Origin of the sequence: Anaerotignum propionicum DSM 1682, assembly GCF_001561955.1 — a bacterium.
Classification (GTDB): Bacteria; Bacillota; Clostridia; order Lachnospirales; family Anaerotignaceae; genus Chakrabartyella; species Chakrabartyella propionicum.
Genome location: NZ_CP014223.1, coordinates 2,407,174 through 2,426,585, shown reverse-complemented (window position 1 = coordinate 2,426,585; position 19,412 = coordinate 2,407,174). Strand labels below are relative to the sequence as shown.

Below are 19,412 nucleotides of genomic sequence, written 5' to 3'. Positions count from 1 at the left end.
TTGAAAGGAGTAATATTATGATTTCAACTGCACAGGGAAACATTAAAAGAATCGTTGCTGCAAGAATGAGCCCCGGTGAGGATGTACTTTTAGGGCTTGAAAAAATTTGTAAAGACTACGGTATCAAAGATGGTGTGATTTTGAGCGGTATCGGCAGTTTGGATGGTGCGCAGTTCTTTAATCCGGTTCCGTTGAAGGATAAGAAAGCAGGTTACGGTTACGGTGAGCCTATCATTTTAAGAGGTGCCATTGAATTGGTGGCACTATCTGGTATGATTTGCCATGATGACAAGGGAGAGACTTTGTTACATGTACATTACAGTTTATCTGACCAGTACGGTACAGGCCATGGTGGTCATTTGATTGAAGGCAATAAGGTGCTTATGACCGTTGATGTTGTCATTGCAGAAGTGGATGGCATCGAAATGGGTAGAGGATATGACGAGGATTTGGAAGTGTTCATATTTGCACCTAAGCAAAAATAAGCAGGACGAATAATTTATTGGGAAAATTAGGCGGGGTTACTATCCCTTGCGTAGATTACAATAAGATTTTGAGTTTGGATTGTTTTTTTAGATTGAAAGGTAAGTGCTTTTATTGCTTCCTTTCCGTTAAAATTTAGGGCGCTGTTCTAGTAACCTGTTAGAGGCTTTGGATTATTTTGATAAACAAAAGTACCCATTGCCATGACTTCTTTGCCAATATGTTTTTCCCCATGTAAACATTTAAAAAGCGTTTTCAATCAAATTGGTCTTTCTTTTTAAAAAGCAAGTGGGTTTAGACAACGCCTAAAATTTTAATTGATGGAGCATACTGAGAAAACAAACGAGCGGTATACCAAGAGGCCTGAAAGCTACTTGTTTTTGTAGATGATCAAAGCCTATACAGGGAAGTGCTTTGGGAGGCCCTTTGTTTTCCAAGCCTTTTCGCTACATAAAATAACTTTGTTGACTGTCTGAGGCGGCTATTAGCCGCCTTTCTTATAAAAATGATAAAATGATTTGGAGGATATTTTATGGAACAAAAAAGCTATGCCGTTTTGGTATCGAATGCTGGCGTGATTGTGTTTCATAAAGGGGTTAGGATATTATTGGATGGACTTTATAAGGATTTGGGAAAGAATTTTACAGATTTGCCTGAATGGGCTTGGGAGTTAATGAAAAAGGGGAAGGGAGAATTAGCAAATGTAGATTATTTGCTTTTTTCACATTCTCATTATGACCACTTTTATACGCCGTATTTTATGGAGTATATGGCTGCAAATAAGGTTAAGGGAATTTGTTTTCCCCCTGTTGATGATACCCATGGTTTGGCGGCGGCTGAAGTGGAATATGCCGATAGGAGAATTGCCTTTGATTTAAACAATGAGGCGGTCTTGGAACAAGGCATTAAGCTAAAGATTTTTACCACAAGACATGTGGATAAAAAGTACTATGACATTCCAAATCAATGCTTTCGATTGGATTTAGATGGTATTAGATTAGCATTTTTATCAGATGTGGATTATTATGAAGAAGACTTTGTCCAGGAAAAGGATTTTAGTGCGGACATTGCTTTTGTAACGCCTATTTTTTTTAATCATCCAAAGGGAAGAAGAATATTGCGAGAAATCATGAAAGTGAAAAAAGTTATTATTTATCATTTGCCATCTCCTGAGGACGATCGCTTTATGTATTACAAAATGGCACAAAGAGATGTTGAAAAGTACAGAGAAGAAGGGGAAGAGATTATAATCTGGAACCAAAGTGGGCAAAACCTGTCCTTTTAAGAAAGAAGGGGTTTATGGGTGGAAAATCTTTTATTTGCTTTTAATGCAGTTGCACCATCCTTCAGTATAGTTATTTTTGGATATCTGTTGAGACGCAAGGGTGTTTTGACAGAAGATTTTATTGGAAAAGGAAATGCCTTGTGTTTTAATGTATTGTTCCCGCTGTTGGTATTTTTTAATTTATATGATGCTAAAAACATTGATTTTACTTATCTTAAGATTATCTTTTTTTGTATTGGTGTAATCTTAATTTCTGTTGGAGTTCTGACTCCGCTGATACCTAAATTAGTAAAAGATCGCCGTAAAATCGGCGTTATGATACAGTGCATGTACAGAGGAAATTTTATGCTGTATGGTCTGCCTTTTTCCAAAAGTTTGGGGGGTGCCCAAAGTGTAGCTTTGGCGACTTCAATTATGGCGGCCACTTTGCCTATTTTAAATACAATGGGTGTGTTTGTTTATTCAGCTTTTACGGATATGGGTGAAAAGCCCAGTGCAAAAAAGGCCTTTCTGAATGCGTTGAAAAATCCGATAATATGGGGCGTCATTATGGGAATGTTTTTTTATCTCTTGAAGCTTCCTATGCCTGGTTTTTTACATACTGCTGGAGGAGACGTTGCGAAAATGGCAACACCACTGGCGTTCCTTTTCCTAGGGGGCCAATTTGAATTTCGCTCAGCTAAGAAAAATTTGAGAGTACTGGTGATAGGTTTAATTACTAAATTAGTTATTATGCCTGCTATTTTTTTATTCCCTGCGGTTTATTTTCTTGGCTTAAGAGGAACAGATTTAATTCCTGTTTTTATTTTTGTTTCGGCACCTACTGCAATTACCAATTACCAAATGGCGATACAATTTGATGCAGACTATGAATTAGCTGGGGATTTTTTGATCTATTCTATGATTTTTTCGGCATTTACATTATTCTTTTTTATTTATATTCTTCGAGGACTGGGGCTTATATAGTGTGGTTTTATTTATTTAAAACATTTCTCAATATAAAGCAATGTGTAAGCGAAGCAATGGCAAAATGGGAGTTAGAAAAGCATTGGAAATTTGATTTGAAGCTGTTTGCCCCAAATAGAAATCTTGTAATTTATAGGGGAATAGTAGGCTACAATGTGTAGTATGGGTAGAATCCTTAACACTTTATTTACGTTTCTTTTAGGTCTTTGTTGTGTATAATTAACTCATAACATAGATGAAACATTTTTAATATATGTTTCCATAAATAAATCGACGAAAGTCCCTCTTCCGTTGGTTTATTAAGGGAAGGGTGTAAAAGCCTTATCCCACTCCCAAATTCGACTGCCGAAAGGCAGTTGTTTTTTTACTACAAAAAGGAGAGTATTGAAAAGTTTAAAATAGGTATAAATGAGCAGAAGAAACTTTTGGAAGTAGAACTTCAATGTGCCTGACCAGGGGATTGCTTCAATAAATTACAGAGCATTTGGAGATAGCAAAAATAATTCGTTATATAGAAGATATTGGTCATAGTGTTATTAGCAATCATAGGCTTTTTTTGAGAAATATACTTTTGTTAAGAGGAATTTGGAGCAATTCCTATGAGTTGTGTATATGAATGAGGAATATTATCCTATGAAATCGAAAAAAGTCTTAAATTCGGTTGATCAAAGTTCTCTATAAGAGGCTTTTGGACTGGTGGTAGATATTTTTTTAAACTGCCAGAATTATAGACATCTCATCCCTGTAGTTTTTTAGCTTTTTTTGTATTTTTGGACAAAGGTAACATTTCCCCATGTTATAGTAATAGCATGGCAAGTTTGGAATTGTTTAAGTGGGAAATTCTTTCCTGTATCCTTTTAAAGCTTTTTTGAGAAAATATCTTCGAGGTGAGAAAAATGGCTAAAGCAGGTATGAGAAGACCAAACCCAGAAGAACCCCACGGAACAGAGAGCAATCACAAGACAAAATTTCCCAAAAATGATGCACCCCCTGTTCCTGAAATTCAAGGGAAAGCAAAACATGGACATGAAAAAGCCGGTAGAATCAATTAATTTTTATTGTATCAAAATATGAATTTAGAAAAAGCTAAAAATTAATATTCTATTGAGGTGGGTTTATGGAAAAAAATCAGAAAAGACAAGAAGAACAAAGAAGTAAAAATAAATTCAACAATGAAACAACGTCTCAAAAGGTTCAGAATCAAAATGATACTCACAACTCGGTGAAAGAGGGAATGGGTCCAAACACCAAAAGATAAGTATAGGGCATCCAAAAGGATGCCCTATTTTCATAGAAGGCAGAGTTCTCTGCACACTTCCCTTGAGATGGGATTTGTATCCCATGGCTCTGTTTATAGTATTGGTTTTTCTACATCGAGAACATATGTAGGGGATTCTATTTTACATGTGATTATTAATTGTTTAATATGAGAAAAAATTTTACCTCAGAGGAAAAATATTAAGAATCAATTTGGAAAAGTAGTTGTGTTATTGCAATACTTTTCTGGGGGGAAGAGGGTGATGTTTTTCATGCCGAAATGGGATAGAAAAGGTATGCCGCAATACGAAAATAAGGAAATGGTGGAAGGGCTGATGCAAGATTATTTTAAAATGTGCAAAGGGGAGCCATTACAGGATGAAAATGGAAGTGTGGTTTATCAAAAGAATGGTGAGCCCACTATGGTTGGAGCAAGGCCACCGACTGTTTCCGGTCTTGCTTGTTCTCTCGGCTTTTTAAGCAGAAAGGATTTTTTAGAATACAAAGGAAAATATGCCGAGGTTGTTGCCCAAGCCCGGCTGATGCTAGAGGGATACGCTGAGGAGCGGCTGTATGACAAGGACGGATTACAGGGGGCAAAATTTACATTGACCAATAATTTTCAAGGGTGGGCTGACAAAACGAGAGAAGAATATGATATACAAATTTATGAGAAGTTAGATGGTATTTTGGAGGGGATAAACAATGCAGCTAAGCAGTAAGCAAAAGGAATATTGGAATGAAGCCAACTGCCGCTGGAATATCAAATCGGGAGCAACGCGTTCAGGCAAGACGTATTTGGATTATTATATGATTCCCAGAAGAATTCGAGCGGTAAGAGGAAAATCGGGTCTTGTGGTGATTTTGGGCAATACAAAAGGGACACTGCAAAGAAATATTATTGAGCCATTACAGAAAATTTTTACGCCTGCACTGGTGTCAGATATACACTCAGATAACACGGCAATGCTTTTTGGAGAAAAATGCTATTGTTTGGGGGCAGGCAGGGAGAATCAAGTAGACAGAATTCGAGGGGCAAGCATCAAATATTGCTATGGGGATGAAATAGTAACTTGGCATCAAGACGTTTTTCATATGTTGAAAAGCCGACTGGACAAGCCCTACAGCTGTTTTGATGGCACTTGCAATCCGGAAAGCCCAAACCATTGGTTTTATCAGTTTTTACAAAGTGATGCAGATATTTATTTGCAAAATTATATTTTGGAGGACAATCCATTTTTGAGCAACGATTTTGTAGAAAACTTGAAAAAAGAATATCGGGGTACAGTTTTATATGACAGATACATATTAGGTAAATGGGCATTGGCAGAGGGGCTGATTTACAAGGAATTCGCCGATAATCCTGAAAAATATTTGGTTTCTAAGGATGATTTGCCCAGGGGATTTGACTATATTGGCATTGGACATGATTTTGGAGGAAACAAATCAAACCATGCATTTGTTGCCACAGGAATTTCTTTTGATAACCATGTATACAAATTGCGGGCAAAGAGCATTCCGGCAACGGGTATGAGTTTTTATTCGTTGGAAAAGGAGCTGATTGATTTTGTGGAGGGCATTATTCGGGACTATGGATATCCCAATGGCATTTATTGTGATAGTGCTGAACAGACCATGATAAACAGCTATCGTCAACATACCACATATCCAATTTACAACAGCATTAAGCGACCGATTAACGACAGGATACGTTGTACCTTATTGCTTATGGGTGGGAAGCGGTTTCATATTGTGAAGGGGGAGTGCGACGACCTTGTGAGGGGACTTTCTACAGCAGTTTGGGATAATCAGTTTTTAGAGGACAAGCGATTGGACAATGGCAGCAGTGACATAGATATTTTGGATGCTGATGAGTATAGTTTTGAATACAACATATATAGATTGGTGGGAAATTATGATGCTTAAAATAGTTTGGGAATATATTATGCGGATTTTTGGTATCACTAAAACAAATACAACGGGGGAACAGATGAAGGAGAATATGGCCTTCACCCAGAAATATGAGGCAGCGGATGAGCTGAATCTTACTGCAATCTTTGCTAACAAGCTTTCTACCCTCGCCTTGAACGAAAGCACTGCTGATGTTTCCGGGAATAATGGGAGAGTGGCCTTTCTGGATCAGTGTTTGATTGAAGTTTGGGATAGGATGAAGCGAGTTATTTCTCGCATGTTGGGAACAGGGGGATGCATTGTTGTTCCATATGTTAGACTTGGGATTATTCAATTTGATGTGTTGTCTCAAGAAAGAATGGTTATCCATGAGAAGCAAGGTAACCGCATCACCAGAGCAACAGTTTTGGCGGATAGCGTAAAACAAGGGGAAAAACATTACCACAGATGGATGGATTATCAGGTGGATGGGGGAAATCTTTATATTACAAATAAGGTTACTGACCAATGGGGGAATGCAGCTTTTCTTGAGCAATGGGCAGAAATTGAGGATATTGCTATTGCTGGTGTTGACCGAGTCTTATTTGCCTATTTTCAATCGCCAATAGACAACAGACGGTTTGGGGACGAATATGGTGTACCTATTACATATGGTTGTGATCGTTTAATCAGCGAGATTTTTGAGTGCTTTGAGCAAATTCGAGATGAGTATAAGCTAAAAGAGGTAAAGATTTTTGCCGATGAACGCATGTTTCAAAAGGATGTCAAAACAGGGAAATATCGTATGCCAAGTAAGGTGTTTTTTGCCGCCCATGGCAAAGAAAATGGCGACATGATTGAAGTATTTAGTCCTGAGATTCGACATAGCAGTTATTATGAGCGATTACAATATTTATTTGGGCTACTGGAAAAAAGTATTGGAACAAGCAAAGGAATTCTAACAGCACCGGAAAGCAGAGGAGCCACAGCCACGGAGATTAAGGCAGGGCTTTATGACACCTATGCCCTAATTGGTGATATTCGTAATGCTGTTGAGAGAGGCGTGCGGGATTATCTTTATGCATGTAATGTTTTAGCTAATTATTACGAGTTGGCACCAATGGGAGCGTATGGGGTTCGTTTTGATTGGTCTTATGAGATGATAGAAAGTAGTAGTGAAACATGGGGGCAATTAAAGGATGCGTTGGAGTTAGGTGTAAAAAGCAAAGTTGAGTTAAGGCAATGGCTGAACCCTAACGAGACATCAGACGAAGCACAAAAGGTTTTGGGAGAGATTGAAGAAAGGCAAGAAGTTGGGCAAGGGCAAGATGTAGTATTAGAAAGAATTTAAGAGAGATGAGCATTAAAAACACAAGACTTTTAGATTTTCCTAAAATGATGCAAGCTTATGAAAAGAGGTCGGTTATAATGAAAAAGAGTGCATAGGCATATGGGACACTGGTCTAAAAGGTATTAAGGCTTTCCTCTAAACACCTTGAACGATTAGAAAAGAAATCAAAACAATTACATGCAAAACATGAAATCTCAGAATATAGTGTTTTCAATAAAAAAGTTCAAGGGATGATCCTTTGCAGGGAATAGGGGACAGAGCTCCCAAGGTCAAATGTGTTCTTTTTGTTCTTTCGTCTTTAGGCAATAGACGTTAAACAGGCCTTTTTTTGTACCCTAGCCTGGGGATAAAAAGAGGCGGTTCAAAATCGGGACTGGCCGAATGAAAAGGATAGAACCTAAATGACAATACAAAAATTGAGAGATGGAAGGAGAAAAATTCATGGAATGGTTAAAAGAAGCTTTGAAAGGCTTAGAGAATGCTCAAGAACTAGAGAAGAAAATTGCCGAAGGAATCGGAAAAAATTTTGTTGCGAGAGCAGACTTTAATGCATTAAACAGCGCAAAAAAAGGCTTAGAAGCACAGCTTTTACAGCTTCAGGAGTCCTCTGTAAAGGAAAGTGACTTTAAACAAAGACTGGAAGAGCTGGAGCGAAAGATTGCTGCGGAAAAAGACGAGACCAAACGAAAGGAAAGGGAGGCTGATCAGGAGGTTTATTTGAGAAAACGTTTTGATCAGGCTGTTGGTGAAAACAAATGGCGTGATGAGTTGACGGAAAAGGCTGTTTTTGCCGAGTTTCAGAACGCTGTCGTCATGGACATAAACAAAGGCAAGGAAGATCAGGAAATTTTAGAGGGGCTGACAAAGGACAAAAACTATTATTTAAATCCCAATAGACCCATTGAGATGCCCAGCATGGGCCGAGTGTCTTTGACAAAAGTGGAAGAAAACAAGATGAGAGCATTAATGGGATTAACATTAAAGGACTGAAAGGAGAGATAGACGATGGGAATTGCTTTGGCAAAAAACTATACAAACTTAATTGATGAGGTATACAAAAGTGCTTCGGTAACTGCCGACTTAACCAGTGACAATAATATGATGAAAGCAGGGGGGAACGGTAACGAAATTCTATATCCCCAAATCAGTGTTTCCGGTCTGGGCAATTATGATAGAAACAGTGGTTATACTAACGGCTCTGTTGATGTGGTTTGGAAAACTGCCACATTTAATTATGATAGAGGTACAAAGCTTTCTATTGATACCATGGATGACGCTGAAACCTTTCAGGTGGCTTTTCATATGGCAGGGGCAACGCTGCAAAGGGAAAAGGTTGCTCCCGAGGCAGATGCATTTACCTTTGCAACTTTAGCAGGAACAGAAGGGATTTCAGTAGCAGCTACAGCGGCTTTTTCAACAGCAGAGGAATTTTTACAGGCATTGATGGCGGCAAAAAGCAAGATGGATGAGGATGAGGTGCCTGAGGAGGGCAGAGTGCTATATGCAACTCATGCCCTTTTAAATAGTGTTATGGCATTGGATACCACAAAATCCAAAGAGGTTTTGACTAGCTTTGAGATCGTTCGTAAGGTGCCCCAGAGCCGTTTTTATACAGCCATCGATCTTTTGGATGGCAAAACCACAGGAGAAGAACTGGGGCATTACAAAAAAGCAGCAGAGGGTAAAGACATCAACTTCATGATTGTACATAAGGGTGCTGTAATTAAGTTTGATAAGCATGTAGTGGGTGATGTGATTGACCCTGCAGGGAACCCCGATGCAGACAGTTATATTGTAAAATATCGCAAATATGGAATTGTGGATGTATATAAGAATAAGGTGGCCGGTGTTTATTTGTCTCATAAGGCATAAGGAGGTTGACGATTATGTCAAAAACAGTTGGGTTGGGTGCAAAGCCTGAAAGAGCTAAACCAATTCCTACGGAAGAGGGAAGTAAGAGCTCGCAGACAGAAATGGAAAAGCTTTTTAAGAAAAAGAAGAAGGTTCCGGAAGCAAATAAGATATTAAAAAAAGAGCAAGAAGTGCCAAAGAAAGAGGTCTCCCATGTGAGACCTGATACAGGGGATCAGTCCGAAAATAAGGAGTAAGAGAGGGGGAAGGGCAATGGTATATGCGACCTACGAATTTTATCAGGAAGGGTTTGGGGGAGATGAGATTCCCCAAGATAGCTTTAGCCGCCTAGCAAAACGGTCATCAGAATATATTAATATGGTCACTTTTGAGAGAGCCATGGCGTTTTCTGATGATAATGATTTATTGAAAAAAGCCTGCTGTGCCGTGGCGGAGGCAATTAAAATCAACGAGGAGGGCGGCGGTGTTGTGGCGGAAAGCGTTGGGAGAATAACGAAAAATTATGCCGCCGGTGTTACAAACACACCAAATGAAGAGGAACGCCTTTCCATTGCCGTTCGCCGCTATTTATTGGCAACTGGTCTTTTATATCTGGGGGTGTAAAACTTGAAATCAAGTGATGTATGTACTATATTTAACCGGATTTATGATCCTATTTTTCGCAAATATTTTTTACAGTCTACTATAATAAAGGGAGTTTTTTGGCAGGAAGCTTTGGGAGCGAGGCTGAACCATGAGAAGCTTTATGAGGCGAATGAGGTACATATCTTTATTCCTTTTTCGGCAGAAGCAACCCGTACATTTGGTATACCAGAAGAGTTTGAGAAAAATCCTACATCCTATTTTACTTTGCGCCCTGAGGATAAAATAATCAGAGGAATTACTTCAGGGAAAAGTCTTACTATTTTATCCATCAATACTTTTGACTATGGAAGTAAGGATATGCAGCATTGGGAGGTGGTGGCAAAATGAGTTTTTCGGTGGATTTAAGCAGTTTAGATGTACTGAAAAAAAGTCAGGGTTTAGGTAAGGAAGGAAGAATACAGAGGTATATTGATCAAGAGGTGATTCGCCGCATGGCACTCTTTACTCCCTTTGGCACAGGGGCATTGCAAAACAGTGCTTATGGTAAAAACGGTGAGGTGATTTACACTGTACCCTACGCAAAATTCCTATATTATGGAAAGGTAATGGTGAGCACCAGCACCGGCTCAACATGGGCAAGGGCTGGTGAAGAAAAAGTGGTTGCCAACAGGGCGTTGACATTCAAAGGAGCACCTATGCGGGGGTCATATTGGTTTTTGCGAATGAAGGCACATTATGGGCGGGAAATTTTGAAAGGGGCAGGAAGACAAATTGGAAAATAAAAGTTTAATCCAGTCCATCCGAGATTTTTTTTGTACTTGTCCGTTGCTAAAGGATGGAGCAATTCATGTGGACTATCTTGGGGTTCTTCCCACGGAGTATAGTATTGACGGTGTTCCAGCTAAAAAAGAAGTGAAAGCTTATATTGATGGGAGTGCCCTTTGTCAGTATGTATTTACCTTTGGTAGTGTGGAGAAATATGGGTCAGATGTAGAAACAAATATTGAAAACAGTGGGTTTTATGAAAACTTTGTAGGCTGGTTAAAGGAAAAAAGTCTGAAGAAGGAACTGCCGTCCTTGGGATGTGGCCGCGAAGCTCTGAGTATAGAGGCGGAGAGCGAAGGTTATGTGATTGACGCAAGAGAGAATATGGCAAGGTATCAGATTCAGTGCAGATTACTTTATTTTGAGAAAGGAGTAAAAGAAATAACATGAGTGATACAGTAATGAGACATCAAATTGCAGATTATTTAAATACAAGCAGCAGTAACACGCCAAGCTATGCTTTAATGGGTGTGGGGTTTAATACTTTAGATGAAAATCCCAATGCCCAGACGGATACAAAAACATATATTCACCAAAAGGCACAGTCCAGTCAAATTAAGAATTATCAGACACAGTTTCCCTTTGATACGGATTTGATTGCATCAGAGGAGGCAGTTATGGCTCTTTATAACATTGGACGAAATCAAAAAACAGGTGCTGAGGCTGAGCTGGAGTATGTGCGTGTAGAATTATTTCAACCCCATGAGACTTTGGAGAATACCTTTTATGGAAGAAAATTCAAGGTTGCTGTAGCTGTGACTGGAATTACCGGTGCTGGTGGTGAAGCTATGAAGGTAACAGGAACTCTTCATGGCGTTGGAGACCCCGTTTATGGAACTTTTAACACTACGGCAAAAACATTCACAGAAACAGCATAATATATGCGGGCTAGGGGGATTTTTATGAGCACCTTTCTAAAGAGAGAAACCAAACGAGAGATTTCCATTCTAGGACAGAAATATACTGTGGATTTTGGTAGAGACCACCTTGCTTTTATTTTTAAAAGGGTTCAAGTTGAGCTTGGACAAATTGAGAAAAAGGACCGAGGCAATTTAAGTCAAGAGGAATGTTTTTACGAAATGCAAAATGAGGAAAAGGTAATTCTAAAAAGGGTGATTGAAGAGATTTTGGATTTTCAAAAAGAAAAATTTTTTATTTTTAAGAAAGACGATACGATTGTGTTTCACAGGGACATTTATACTTATTTGGTAGAGGAATATATCGACGTTATGAAAACAAAATCCCCCTATACAATAGAGAGGATTGAAGGGCTATGAACCTTTTAATTGACGCACTGCCAAAAAAGATTTGGATTGATGATAAGGAGTACCCATTTCGATGGGACTTTCGTGTGGGAATTTTATATGAATTATTAATGTTGGACAAAGATGTGGAAGGGGCTGAAAAGCCCCTTCTTGCTTTGCATTTATTTTACCCTGAGGTTCCAATAAACTGGAAGATGGCTTTAGAAGGGATTCAATGGTTTTATCGATCAGGAGAGTCGGAAAAAACGTCAAATCAAAAGAGAAGCCATAGAAAGCAGGAAAGGACTTATTCTTTTGAACATGATGCTTCTTATATATACAGTGCCTTCTTAGAGCAGTATGGAATAGATCTAACACAGGAAAAACAACTGCATTGGTGGAAATTTCGGGCGCTATTTCAGGGTTTAAGGGAAGATATAGCTTTTTGCAAAATTATGGGATATCGTTCCATGGAAATTTCAGAAAGTATGGGTAAGGAACAAAAAGAGTTTTACCGTAGAATGAAAACAATACATAGACTTCCCTTCTCTAAGGGTGAGGCGGAGAAGTTATCTGCAATAGAGGCTGCTCTTTTAACAGGAGGGGATTTATCAGGGCTATTATAATTAATTTTGAAATGAGGTGGGCAAAGTGGCATATCATTATGATGGATATTTGACCTTTGGAACAAAAGTAGATGAATCAGGATTTGAAAAAGGAGTTACTGACTTAAAAAATCTGGCGAACCTCAGTGCAAAGGCAGTTTCTGCTTCCTTTCTTGGTTCGGCAGGCAACCTTTCGTTGTTTGCCACGGCGGTTAACACTGGGCTGGAAAAAATAACGGAGAAAGCCTTAAGTATAGAGAATTCCGCAAAAAACGGTGTCACAAGAAGTGCTTTTGAATTGGAAAAAACTATGAGCGGAGTAGAAAAGGCTGTGGTTGCCATTTCAGAGGAATCTATGCAAAAGGCGAAGAATAGGGCGGTTTCTTATAAAGAATTGGGGAGCCTTTACCTAAAGAGCATGAAAGCTGGAATGGAGGAAGAAGCTTCCACTGCCATTTCACGTATGGAATGGAAAATTGATGCTAATGTAAATGCATTTGCTGAGGCAAACAAAAAGGCCGCTCCAGCATACAGGAAGGCAGCTAAGGAATTAATGGCTGTTTATAAGGAAGCAATCAATAGCGGAGCGAATGAAGCCTATAAGCTTGTAGCCACAAGAATTGAAAATATTACAGAGGTTGCACAAAAACAATATGATGCCCTTATAAATGAAAGACAACGCATGGAGAAAAAGCTTTCCGATTATGGGGATTTGTTTGCCTTTGATGAAAGGGGTGTGGTTCAGCTTGAAAAAATTGACCGTCAAATTGAAGGACTGGAGAGATATGCGCAAATATTAGATAAGCTTCAGGAGAAGGGAATTTCACAAGGGTTGTTTGATGAAGTTCTGGGGATGAGTGTTGAAGATGGGATGGCTTTTGGCGAGGAGTTACTTTCAAAAAGCGATTCATTTTTCGAAGAGTACTCAAAAACTTGGGATGAGAAACAAGACTTAGTAAGAGAAATTGCCGCTAAGTTTTATGAAAAAGAGCTGAAGGCCTTAGATGAGGACTTTTCAGGTGAATTGGAAAAGGCTTTAAATGATATCCCTATTATTTGTCAGGTTGTGGGCGTAGATGCCATGGAGGGGGTGGTCAATGGCATGGAAAGCAGACGTGCTGAGGCCGTTGCCACGGCTAGAAGTATTGCAGATGCAATTATTGCGGAGCTAAAGCGTGCTACTGAAACAGCAAGCCCTTCCAAGAGAGCAGCTAGAGAGGTTGGAAAGCCCATCACACAGGGTGTCATCAAGGGAATGAAGGATGCTTACGACCCACAAGAGTTATTAGTGTACACAGACCGCATGTTGGCAGACATAGGACAGGCGCAAAGCAAGGCTTCGCAAAGTGTTTTGCAGAAAAATACATCTAATGTTTGGAACAGTTCTACCTACAACGGTGGTGATCTCATTTTAAAAGTTGAAAAAATGGTAAATAATGGGAAAGGTTCTGTTTCAAGCCTATTACAAGAGGCAGAATTTTATCGCAAGCAAAGAGTTTCCGCCACAGGAGGTGCATAGTGTTAGAGTCTTATTTTATTTTTAAAGGAAAAGACAGCAGAGATATGGACATTTTGATTTCTGCTATGCCCGACATTGTGAAGCCTCGTCGTCGAGAAGAGGAGGTGGCAATTCCCGGGAGAAACGGTGTTTTAACCATAGATGAGGGTACATATGAAGGGTATACCATTTCTGTGGAATGTGGTGCAAGGGGGACAGAAAAGCTGGAAGAAATAGCGGCATGGTTAGACGGGAGTGGGGATTTGATTTTATCAACGGAGCCTGACAAGATTTACAAGGCGAGAATCAGCAATGCCATTTCAATCGCTGATGTAATTTATTTGTATATTTCCTTTTTGGTGCAGTTTAAGGTTTTTCCATTTAAGTATTCTGTAAATGCCTTTGGGGATAACTTTACCCTTACCAGACCGTGTTCTATTCACAACAAAGGTACCGTTTATTCTGAGCCTACGATGACGATTTATGGTAATGGAAACATCATTTTAACCGTAAACGGCACGAATTATGGACTAAATGGTATAAATGGGAGTGTAACCATTGATAGTGAGATGATGGAAGTTTATAAAGACGCTACCTATGCAAACGACAAATACTCTGCTTTGGATTTTCCCCGCTTTGAGGTAGGGGAGAATAGTGTCAGTTGGACAGGAAGTGTAACAAAAATAGAAGTGGAACCGAAATGGAGGTGGTTATAATGGCCCAAGTTTATGATAAGTTTGTTGTTGATGTGAAAGTAAAGAGAGATAGCATTATTACGGCTGTGCAGAACGACTCTAACAGCCGTTTTTTAGATGTTTATTTGAAGGACAACGGATTGCCCATTAATCTATCAGGTCATGAGGTACGAATTTATTGTAGGAAGCCCGAGGACGGTGGCGAGATTTACAATAACGGTGTGATTACGGAGGCGGCTAACGGCAGGTGTCAATTCCCTCTAACAGACCAGACCCTTGCAAAAGTGGGATATGTGGAAGCACAGATTATTATTTACTACCAAAACGTACAAATTTTGCAAACCATGGAGTTTAAAATTCATGTGGTAAAAAGTTTGTTCTCCAAAAATGCTGTACAAAGTAGTAACGAATACGGCGCATTGGTGGTACTATATCAAAATCTATATGAAGCCTATGATTTAATGACTAACATGGTTCAAAATATTGGCGTTCCCGGGGAGATCGCGGAACAGCTTACCATCGATACTATGTGGGATGCTTGGGAATACCTTTGCAATTATGTTTCCGAGGATTTAACCACACTGCTACAGAATGCAATCAATAACAACTCTGTGGATGGGGTTGTGGAGAGGTTGGGAAATACTGCGGACATAGGCGGAACGGCAACGGCAGGTACGGTAATGGGGAAGCTAAATGCATTAACAGATTTTAACTGGAATTATCAGATGGTTCAGAGGGTAAAAAGCAGTGCTGTTACAACAATTCCTGCACCGGTAGCCAGCGGCACCCAAGGAACGGCAAATTTTGGTATTGAGTTTGATACTCCTGTTCCATTGGATTATATAAAAATAAATATCTTAAGTGTTCCTAGTGGTTATAGTGACAGGTCTGGGATTACAGGAAATATCAGGCTTACTTATTATGATAACACAACACAAGTAATCAGCTTGGTTTATAGTAATTGGAATTACACTTATTATTTATATCTGGGTGCGGTTTTTGGCTTTGCTTATCATGTGTACGGCTCAAGTGCTTTATCGGGAGCATTGACAACGGCTTCTGTACCCAACTTTAAGACTGCTTACATAAAAAAAGTAGAGGCATTGAATTGGTATCACAGGAATGCCATAACCGATCCACCCATTACAGGAACATGTAATGTAAGAGTAGATGTTTACTACAATGAGATGACAAAGGTGAGGGGATAAAAATGCGATATTATGCAGTTTTGAAGGAGGATTCTATTTGTGCAGAAATAAGAGGTGTGCATGAAGAGATAGAACTTCACAATTATATTTCTTTGGACAACGAGGATATATCTATTTTAGGAAAACGGTATAACAATGGTGAATGGGAAGAAGTTGAACTACAAGATTCCATTCCCAAATCCACAGAGGATGAAATCCTACAAGCTGAAATGCTATTAAATCAGCAGATGATTCTAAGCAAACAGACAGAGATTGATATGACATTAGCCGAATTATTGCTGAATCAACAGGGGGTGGTGAGATGATTTATAAAATTGTAAAGCGGTATTTTGATTCTCAGATTTATTCTGCTGAGAATGTAGGTATGTTCGTAAAAAGTGGCAAAATCACAGCAGAGCAGTATGCAGAAATAACAGGGCAGGAGTATGAGGTGGTTTAATGATTACCATACATGAAAAGAATAGCACAACATTTGATACTTTGGGCTTGGGGGCATTGCTTCCGAGCCTTTGTACTGTAAAAGAGGAATTAAATGGCCTGTATGAATTAGAGCTGGAACACCCTTATGATGAGTGGGGGAAATGGGAGGACATTGAAAAGGAGCGGATTCTTGTTGCATCCACGCCTCGTGGAAAACAGCCTTTTCGCATTTATCACATCAAACCAGATATGAATGGAATTCAGGTAAATGCTCGGCAAATTTTTTATGATTTGCTGGACAATCTTTGTTTGAATATCAGTGTATCAGGCACAGCTCAAACCGTGATAAACAGTATCAAAAATGCCTTTGCCTATTCCATGCCTTTTGCTTTTACAACCAATATGTCGGGGACAGGTTCAGTCTCTGCAAGCAAAGTAAACCCTATAGCCGCATTGCTTAGTGATGATGAAGATGCAAGTAGTTTTGTAAAGGCCTTTGGTGGGGAAATCCTGCGGGACGGCTTTACTGTTTCTATGAAAACTTCTATTGGACAGGATCGTGGTGTTGCCATTCGATACGGCAAAAACCTTGTAGGGTTGGAGATTAGTGAGGATATTTCAGAGGTGGCCACAAGAATTTACGCCTTTGGAAAAGACGGTGTGTCAATGTCGGGCGGGTACCTGGATAGCCCATATATTAGTAGCTACCGCTACCCCAAAATCCATGTATTCGAGGATAGCAGTTTGACTTATTATGAATTACCCGGGGCTGTTCAAGCTTTATTTAATGAGGGTTGCGATTTACCCAAGGTTAATATTAAGGCTAATTTCCAGATGCTTTCCCAAACAGCAGAATACAAGGAGTACTCTGTTTTGGAAGAAGTTCAGTTGGGGGACGTAGTGACGGTTTCTAATGTAAAAATGGGCTTTCATAAGAAAGCCAAGGTCATTTCCTATGAGTGGGATTGCTTGCTTGAACAATACAATGAGGTGGAATTGGGGGATTTTGTTGCAGACTTGACATCATCTGTAACCAGCGGGGAGAAGAGCCTTTCCACAGCGGTGAGTGCATCTACCGAGGTAAAACAGGTTTACGGGTTGATTACAGGAAAAGTCACAATAAATGATGGGGGGCTTTATATCTGTGTGGATGGAAATTCTTTTGATACCGCTACAAAGTTATTTCATTTCGGAAAATATGGATTAAGATTTAGTGCTACAGGAACAAATGGCAGTTGGACAACTATTATAGATAGTGAAGGGAGTGTACTATCGCGAATGTAGGAGGTGAAAAGATGAATCAGGATGAAGTTTCGGAAAAATTAGTTGAGGTTGATCAAAGAAGCAAAAGTAACAAAGACAGACTGGACAAATTAGAAGAACGTCAGGGGAATCTAGAGCAGCTTACAAATGCTTTTTCTGTGATGCAAAAAGAGCAAGAATATATTAAAGAAGATGTACGAGAAATAAAAGCGGATGTTAAGATATTAGCCGAAAAACCGGTCAAACGGTGGGAAAGTGTGGTTGAGCGTGTCATCACAATTGTGGTAGGTGCGGTGGTGGGCTATCTTTTGAGTGGTGGACAACTACCATAAGGTAATAGAGATACTTTCTGATAAGTAATGAAATGAATTGCGATTGATATCGTTTTGTAGGTTGCGTGTGCTTCACATATTTTAAGTGATAACTATATCTGAAATTATGAATGGGGGAGCGTTATGAACTGGTTTATTGAAAATTGGTTTTTAATTGTAGTGTTGGTGGCTGGATTATGCTGTGTTGGTGTTTTTATTTATAATTTTGCAAAAAAACCTACACAGGAACAAATCAATACAATCAAAGAATGGTTGCTATATGCCTGTATAGAAGCAGAAAAAGAATTGGGTGGTGGAACAGGGCAACTGAAGCTTAGATATGTATGGGATTTATTTATTTCGAGATTTCCAGCAGCAGCCAAGGTAGTTACTTTTGAAATGTTTTCTGCATGGGTAGATGCAGCGTTAGAAGAGATGAGAACGCTGTTGACACAAAATAAGGCAATTAGAGAGGTTGTAAAGGGGGAAGATAAATGACTGGGGAACAGTTAGTGGCTTTTGCACGCTCAAAGCTTGGAACACCTTATGTATACGGAATGAAGGGGACAGTTATGTCTCAGGCCAATTTTAATTATTTGCAGGGGCTATTCGGCGTGAAGCTTGTATGGAATAGTGATGAGAAGAAGGTTGGCAAGGTTTGTGTGGATTGTTCAGGCTTGATTTCATGGGCTACAGGTATCGTTTTAAGTTCAGCTCAGCTGTTTGAAAAAGCAGTTCGCAAAGAGCCAATTGGCACAATAAAAAATGCACCCATTGGTGCCTTGGTCTGGAAAAGTGGGCACGTGGGAATTTATACGGGTCTGGTAGGTAATGTTCCATACTATATTGCTGCGGATGGTTCGGCATATGGTGTGCGGGAAGTACCGCTGAGCCAGAATAGCTTTACCCATTGGTTATTGATGGAGTATATTAACTATGACAAGGAGGATGATGAAGTGGTAACCAGAGAGAAGATAATTGTAGATGGAAAAGAAATTGTTGTAGACCTGATTTTTAAGAACGGAACCAATTATGTTAAAATACGAGATCTGGGAGATGCTTTGGGTTACGCGGTAAGTAGTAAAGGTAAAACTCCTGTGCTTCAAAAAAAATAAGCACACTTTGTAAATGGAAGCTGTCGGCATGGCTGTTTTCCTTAAAATTAGGAGAAAGCTGTTAGACGGGATTTTACTAGAATTTTTTATTAAATTATAAAAAATAGAAAGCAGAAATTATTGGGATTTTCCCTTTAATTCCTGCTTTTTTGTTTTGTTATCCCTTTGGAATGATTTCGATCCAATAATGATCGGGATCACTGATAAAATAAATTCCCATTTCTGGGTTTTCGAAGCAGATACAGCCTAATTCTTCATGCTTTTTGTGGGCTTCGTCAAAATCCTCTGTTTCAAAGGCGAGATGAAATTCGTTTTCACCTAAGCTATAGGGTGCAGTTCTCTCTTTTAACCATGTCAATTCCAAATTAAAATCTGTTACTCCATCTCCAAGATAAACCAGTTTCCAACTGCCATCGGGAGATTCTAATCTACGAACCTCTTTTAGTCCAAGGGCTTTCTCATAAAAATCCATACTTTTTTCCAGGTCTATGACATTAAAATTATAATGATTAAATGTGAACATATTCTGCCTCCTTTAT

The 19,412-nt window shown here is 39.3% G+C and carries 28 protein-coding genes; 27 read left to right on the top strand and 1 reads right to left on the bottom strand.

Going from position 1 to position 19,412, the window contains the following annotated elements; all coding sequences use genetic code 11:
• Nucleotides 1–17: 17 nt before the first annotated feature.
• The 27 genes from CPRO_RS11355 to CPRO_RS11240 all read left to right on the top strand — a co-directional run bounded on the left by CPRO_RS11355 (nucleotide 18) and on the right by CPRO_RS11240 (nucleotide 18,873).
• A complete protein-coding gene (locus tag CPRO_RS11355; RefSeq protein ID WP_066051862.1) occupies nucleotides 18–485 on the top strand; it encodes a PPC domain-containing DNA-binding protein in 468 nt (155 codons plus the stop codon).
• Nucleotides 486–1,015: 530 nt separating this feature from the next.
• The gene (locus CPRO_RS11350; protein WP_066051859.1) at nucleotides 1,016–1,768 is read left to right on the top strand and encodes an MBL fold metallo-hydrolase; all 753 of its coding nucleotides are present in this window, start codon (nucleotides 1,016–1,018) and stop codon (nucleotides 1,766–1,768) included.
• 18 nt (nucleotides 1,769–1,786) lie between these two features.
• Nucleotides 1,787–2,734, top strand: a complete 948-nt coding sequence (locus CPRO_RS11345) for an AEC family transporter (protein ID WP_066051856.1) — start codon at nucleotides 1,787–1,789, stop codon at nucleotides 2,732–2,734.
• A gap of 896 nt (nucleotides 2,735–3,630) precedes the next feature.
• Nucleotides 3,631–3,786 carry a hypothetical protein gene (locus tag CPRO_RS15615; protein WP_200777681.1) on the top strand — a complete coding sequence of 52 codons (156 nt, stop codon included), beginning with the start codon at nucleotides 3,631–3,633 and terminating at the stop codon, nucleotides 3,784–3,786.
• Between the two features lie 65 nt (nucleotides 3,787–3,851).
• Nucleotides 3,852–3,992 (top strand): hypothetical protein, encoded by a 141-nt coding sequence (locus CPRO_RS15610; protein ID WP_200777682.1) that lies wholly within the window; start codon nucleotides 3,852–3,854, stop codon nucleotides 3,990–3,992.
• Nucleotides 3,993–4,254: 262 nt separating this feature from the next.
• On the top strand, nucleotides 4,255–4,713 hold the full coding sequence (locus tag CPRO_RS11340; protein WP_066051853.1) for a terminase small subunit: 459 nt from the start codon (nucleotides 4,255–4,257) through the stop codon (nucleotides 4,711–4,713).
• Nucleotides 4,697–5,917: a terminase large subunit domain-containing protein gene (locus tag CPRO_RS11335; RefSeq protein ID WP_066051851.1), complete on the top strand. Its 1,221-nt coding sequence runs from the start codon at nucleotides 4,697–4,699 to the stop codon at nucleotides 5,915–5,917. The genes CPRO_RS11340 and CPRO_RS11335 overlap by 17 nt, the downstream gene beginning before the upstream one ends.
• On the top strand, nucleotides 5,907–7,232 hold the full coding sequence (locus CPRO_RS11330) for a phage portal protein (RefSeq protein WP_066051846.1): 1,326 nt from the start codon (nucleotides 5,907–5,909) through the stop codon (nucleotides 7,230–7,232). Before CPRO_RS11335 ends, CPRO_RS11330 begins: the two co-directional genes overlap by 11 nt.
• Before the next feature lie 441 nt (nucleotides 7,233–7,673).
• Entirely contained in the window at nucleotides 7,674–8,222 is a 549-nt protein-coding gene (locus tag CPRO_RS11325; protein WP_066051843.1) for a phage scaffolding protein, read from the top strand.
• Nucleotides 8,223–8,237: 15 nt separating this feature from the next.
• Nucleotides 8,238–9,104, top strand: a complete 867-nt coding sequence (locus CPRO_RS11320) for a hypothetical protein (RefSeq protein ID WP_066051840.1) — start codon at nucleotides 8,238–8,240, stop codon at nucleotides 9,102–9,104.
• 14 nt (nucleotides 9,105–9,118) lie between these two features.
• The gene (locus CPRO_RS11315) at nucleotides 9,119–9,340 is read left to right on the top strand and encodes a hypothetical protein (RefSeq protein ID WP_066051837.1); all 222 of its coding nucleotides are present in this window, start codon (nucleotides 9,119–9,121) and stop codon (nucleotides 9,338–9,340) included.
• Nucleotides 9,341–9,356: 16 nt separating this feature from the next.
• Nucleotides 9,357–9,707 carry a head-tail connector protein gene (locus CPRO_RS11310; protein WP_066051835.1) on the top strand — a complete coding sequence of 117 codons (351 nt, stop codon included), beginning with the start codon at nucleotides 9,357–9,359 and terminating at the stop codon, nucleotides 9,705–9,707.
• A 3-nt stretch (nucleotides 9,708–9,710) separates the two neighbouring features.
• Nucleotides 9,711–10,076 carry a hypothetical protein gene (locus CPRO_RS11305; RefSeq protein WP_066051834.1) on the top strand — a complete coding sequence of 122 codons (366 nt, stop codon included), beginning with the start codon at nucleotides 9,711–9,713 and terminating at the stop codon, nucleotides 10,074–10,076.
• Nucleotides 10,073–10,471, top strand: coding sequence for a minor capsid protein (locus CPRO_RS11300; protein ID WP_066051831.1), 399 nt, complete (start codon nucleotides 10,073–10,075; stop codon nucleotides 10,469–10,471). The genes CPRO_RS11305 and CPRO_RS11300 overlap by 4 nt, the downstream gene beginning before the upstream one ends.
• Nucleotides 10,461–10,904 (top strand): hypothetical protein, encoded by a 444-nt coding sequence (locus tag CPRO_RS11295; protein WP_066051828.1) that lies wholly within the window; start codon nucleotides 10,461–10,463, stop codon nucleotides 10,902–10,904. Before CPRO_RS11300 ends, CPRO_RS11295 begins: the two co-directional genes overlap by 11 nt.
• Nucleotides 10,901–11,392, top strand: coding sequence for a hypothetical protein (locus tag CPRO_RS11290; protein ID WP_066051826.1), 492 nt, complete (start codon nucleotides 10,901–10,903; stop codon nucleotides 11,390–11,392). Before CPRO_RS11295 ends, CPRO_RS11290 begins: the two co-directional genes overlap by 4 nt.
• A 24-nt stretch (nucleotides 11,393–11,416) precedes the next feature.
• Nucleotides 11,417–11,791 carry a hypothetical protein gene (locus CPRO_RS11285; protein WP_066051823.1) on the top strand — a complete coding sequence of 125 codons (375 nt, stop codon included), beginning with the start codon at nucleotides 11,417–11,419 and terminating at the stop codon, nucleotides 11,789–11,791.
• The gene (locus tag CPRO_RS11280) at nucleotides 11,788–12,384 is read left to right on the top strand and encodes a bacteriophage Gp15 family protein (protein WP_066051820.1); all 597 of its coding nucleotides are present in this window, start codon (nucleotides 11,788–11,790) and stop codon (nucleotides 12,382–12,384) included. Before CPRO_RS11285 ends, CPRO_RS11280 begins: the two co-directional genes overlap by 4 nt.
• 25 nt (nucleotides 12,385–12,409) lie before the next feature.
• On the top strand, nucleotides 12,410–13,882 hold the full coding sequence (locus CPRO_RS11275) for a hypothetical protein (protein ID WP_066051818.1): 1,473 nt from the start codon (nucleotides 12,410–12,412) through the stop codon (nucleotides 13,880–13,882).
• Entirely contained in the window at nucleotides 13,882–14,577 is a 696-nt protein-coding gene (locus CPRO_RS11270; RefSeq protein ID WP_082754352.1) for a distal tail protein Dit, read from the top strand. Before CPRO_RS11275 ends, CPRO_RS11270 begins: the two co-directional genes overlap by 1 nt.
• Nucleotides 14,577–15,764, top strand: a complete 1,188-nt coding sequence (locus tag CPRO_RS11265) for a BppU family phage baseplate upper protein (protein ID WP_066051816.1) — start codon at nucleotides 14,577–14,579, stop codon at nucleotides 15,762–15,764. Before CPRO_RS11270 ends, CPRO_RS11265 begins: the two co-directional genes overlap by 1 nt.
• A 2-nt stretch (nucleotides 15,765–15,766) precedes the next feature.
• Nucleotides 15,767–16,069 (top strand): hypothetical protein, encoded by a 303-nt coding sequence (locus CPRO_RS11260; protein WP_066051814.1) that lies wholly within the window; start codon nucleotides 15,767–15,769, stop codon nucleotides 16,067–16,069.
• Nucleotides 16,066–16,203, top strand: a complete 138-nt coding sequence (locus CPRO_RS15045) for an XkdX family protein (RefSeq protein ID WP_236782345.1) — start codon at nucleotides 16,066–16,068, stop codon at nucleotides 16,201–16,203. Before CPRO_RS11260 ends, CPRO_RS15045 begins: the two co-directional genes overlap by 4 nt.
• Nucleotides 16,203–17,468 carry a phage tail spike protein gene (locus CPRO_RS11255; RefSeq protein WP_066051812.1) on the top strand — a complete coding sequence of 422 codons (1,266 nt, stop codon included), beginning with the start codon at nucleotides 16,203–16,205 and terminating at the stop codon, nucleotides 17,466–17,468. The genes CPRO_RS15045 and CPRO_RS11255 overlap by 1 nt, the downstream gene beginning before the upstream one ends.
• 11 nt (nucleotides 17,469–17,479) lie before the next feature.
• Nucleotides 17,480–17,779, top strand: coding sequence for a hypothetical protein (locus CPRO_RS11250; protein WP_066051810.1), 300 nt, complete (start codon nucleotides 17,480–17,482; stop codon nucleotides 17,777–17,779).
• Nucleotides 17,780–17,902: 123 nt separating this feature from the next.
• Nucleotides 17,903–18,256 carry a hypothetical protein gene (locus CPRO_RS11245; RefSeq protein WP_066051807.1) on the top strand — a complete coding sequence of 118 codons (354 nt, stop codon included), beginning with the start codon at nucleotides 17,903–17,905 and terminating at the stop codon, nucleotides 18,254–18,256.
• Nucleotides 18,253–18,873, top strand: a complete 621-nt coding sequence (locus CPRO_RS11240; RefSeq protein ID WP_066051804.1) for an NlpC/P60 family protein — start codon at nucleotides 18,253–18,255, stop codon at nucleotides 18,871–18,873. Before CPRO_RS11245 ends, CPRO_RS11240 begins: the two co-directional genes overlap by 4 nt.
• Before the next feature lie 157 nt (nucleotides 18,874–19,030).
• Here the strand turns inward: CPRO_RS11240 and CPRO_RS11235 are convergent, their stop codons facing one another.
• Nucleotides 19,031–19,396: a VOC family protein gene (locus CPRO_RS11235; RefSeq protein WP_066051800.1), complete on the bottom strand. Its 366-nt coding sequence runs from the start codon at nucleotides 19,394–19,396 to the stop codon at nucleotides 19,031–19,033.
• Nucleotides 19,397–19,412: the final 16 nt, after the last annotated feature.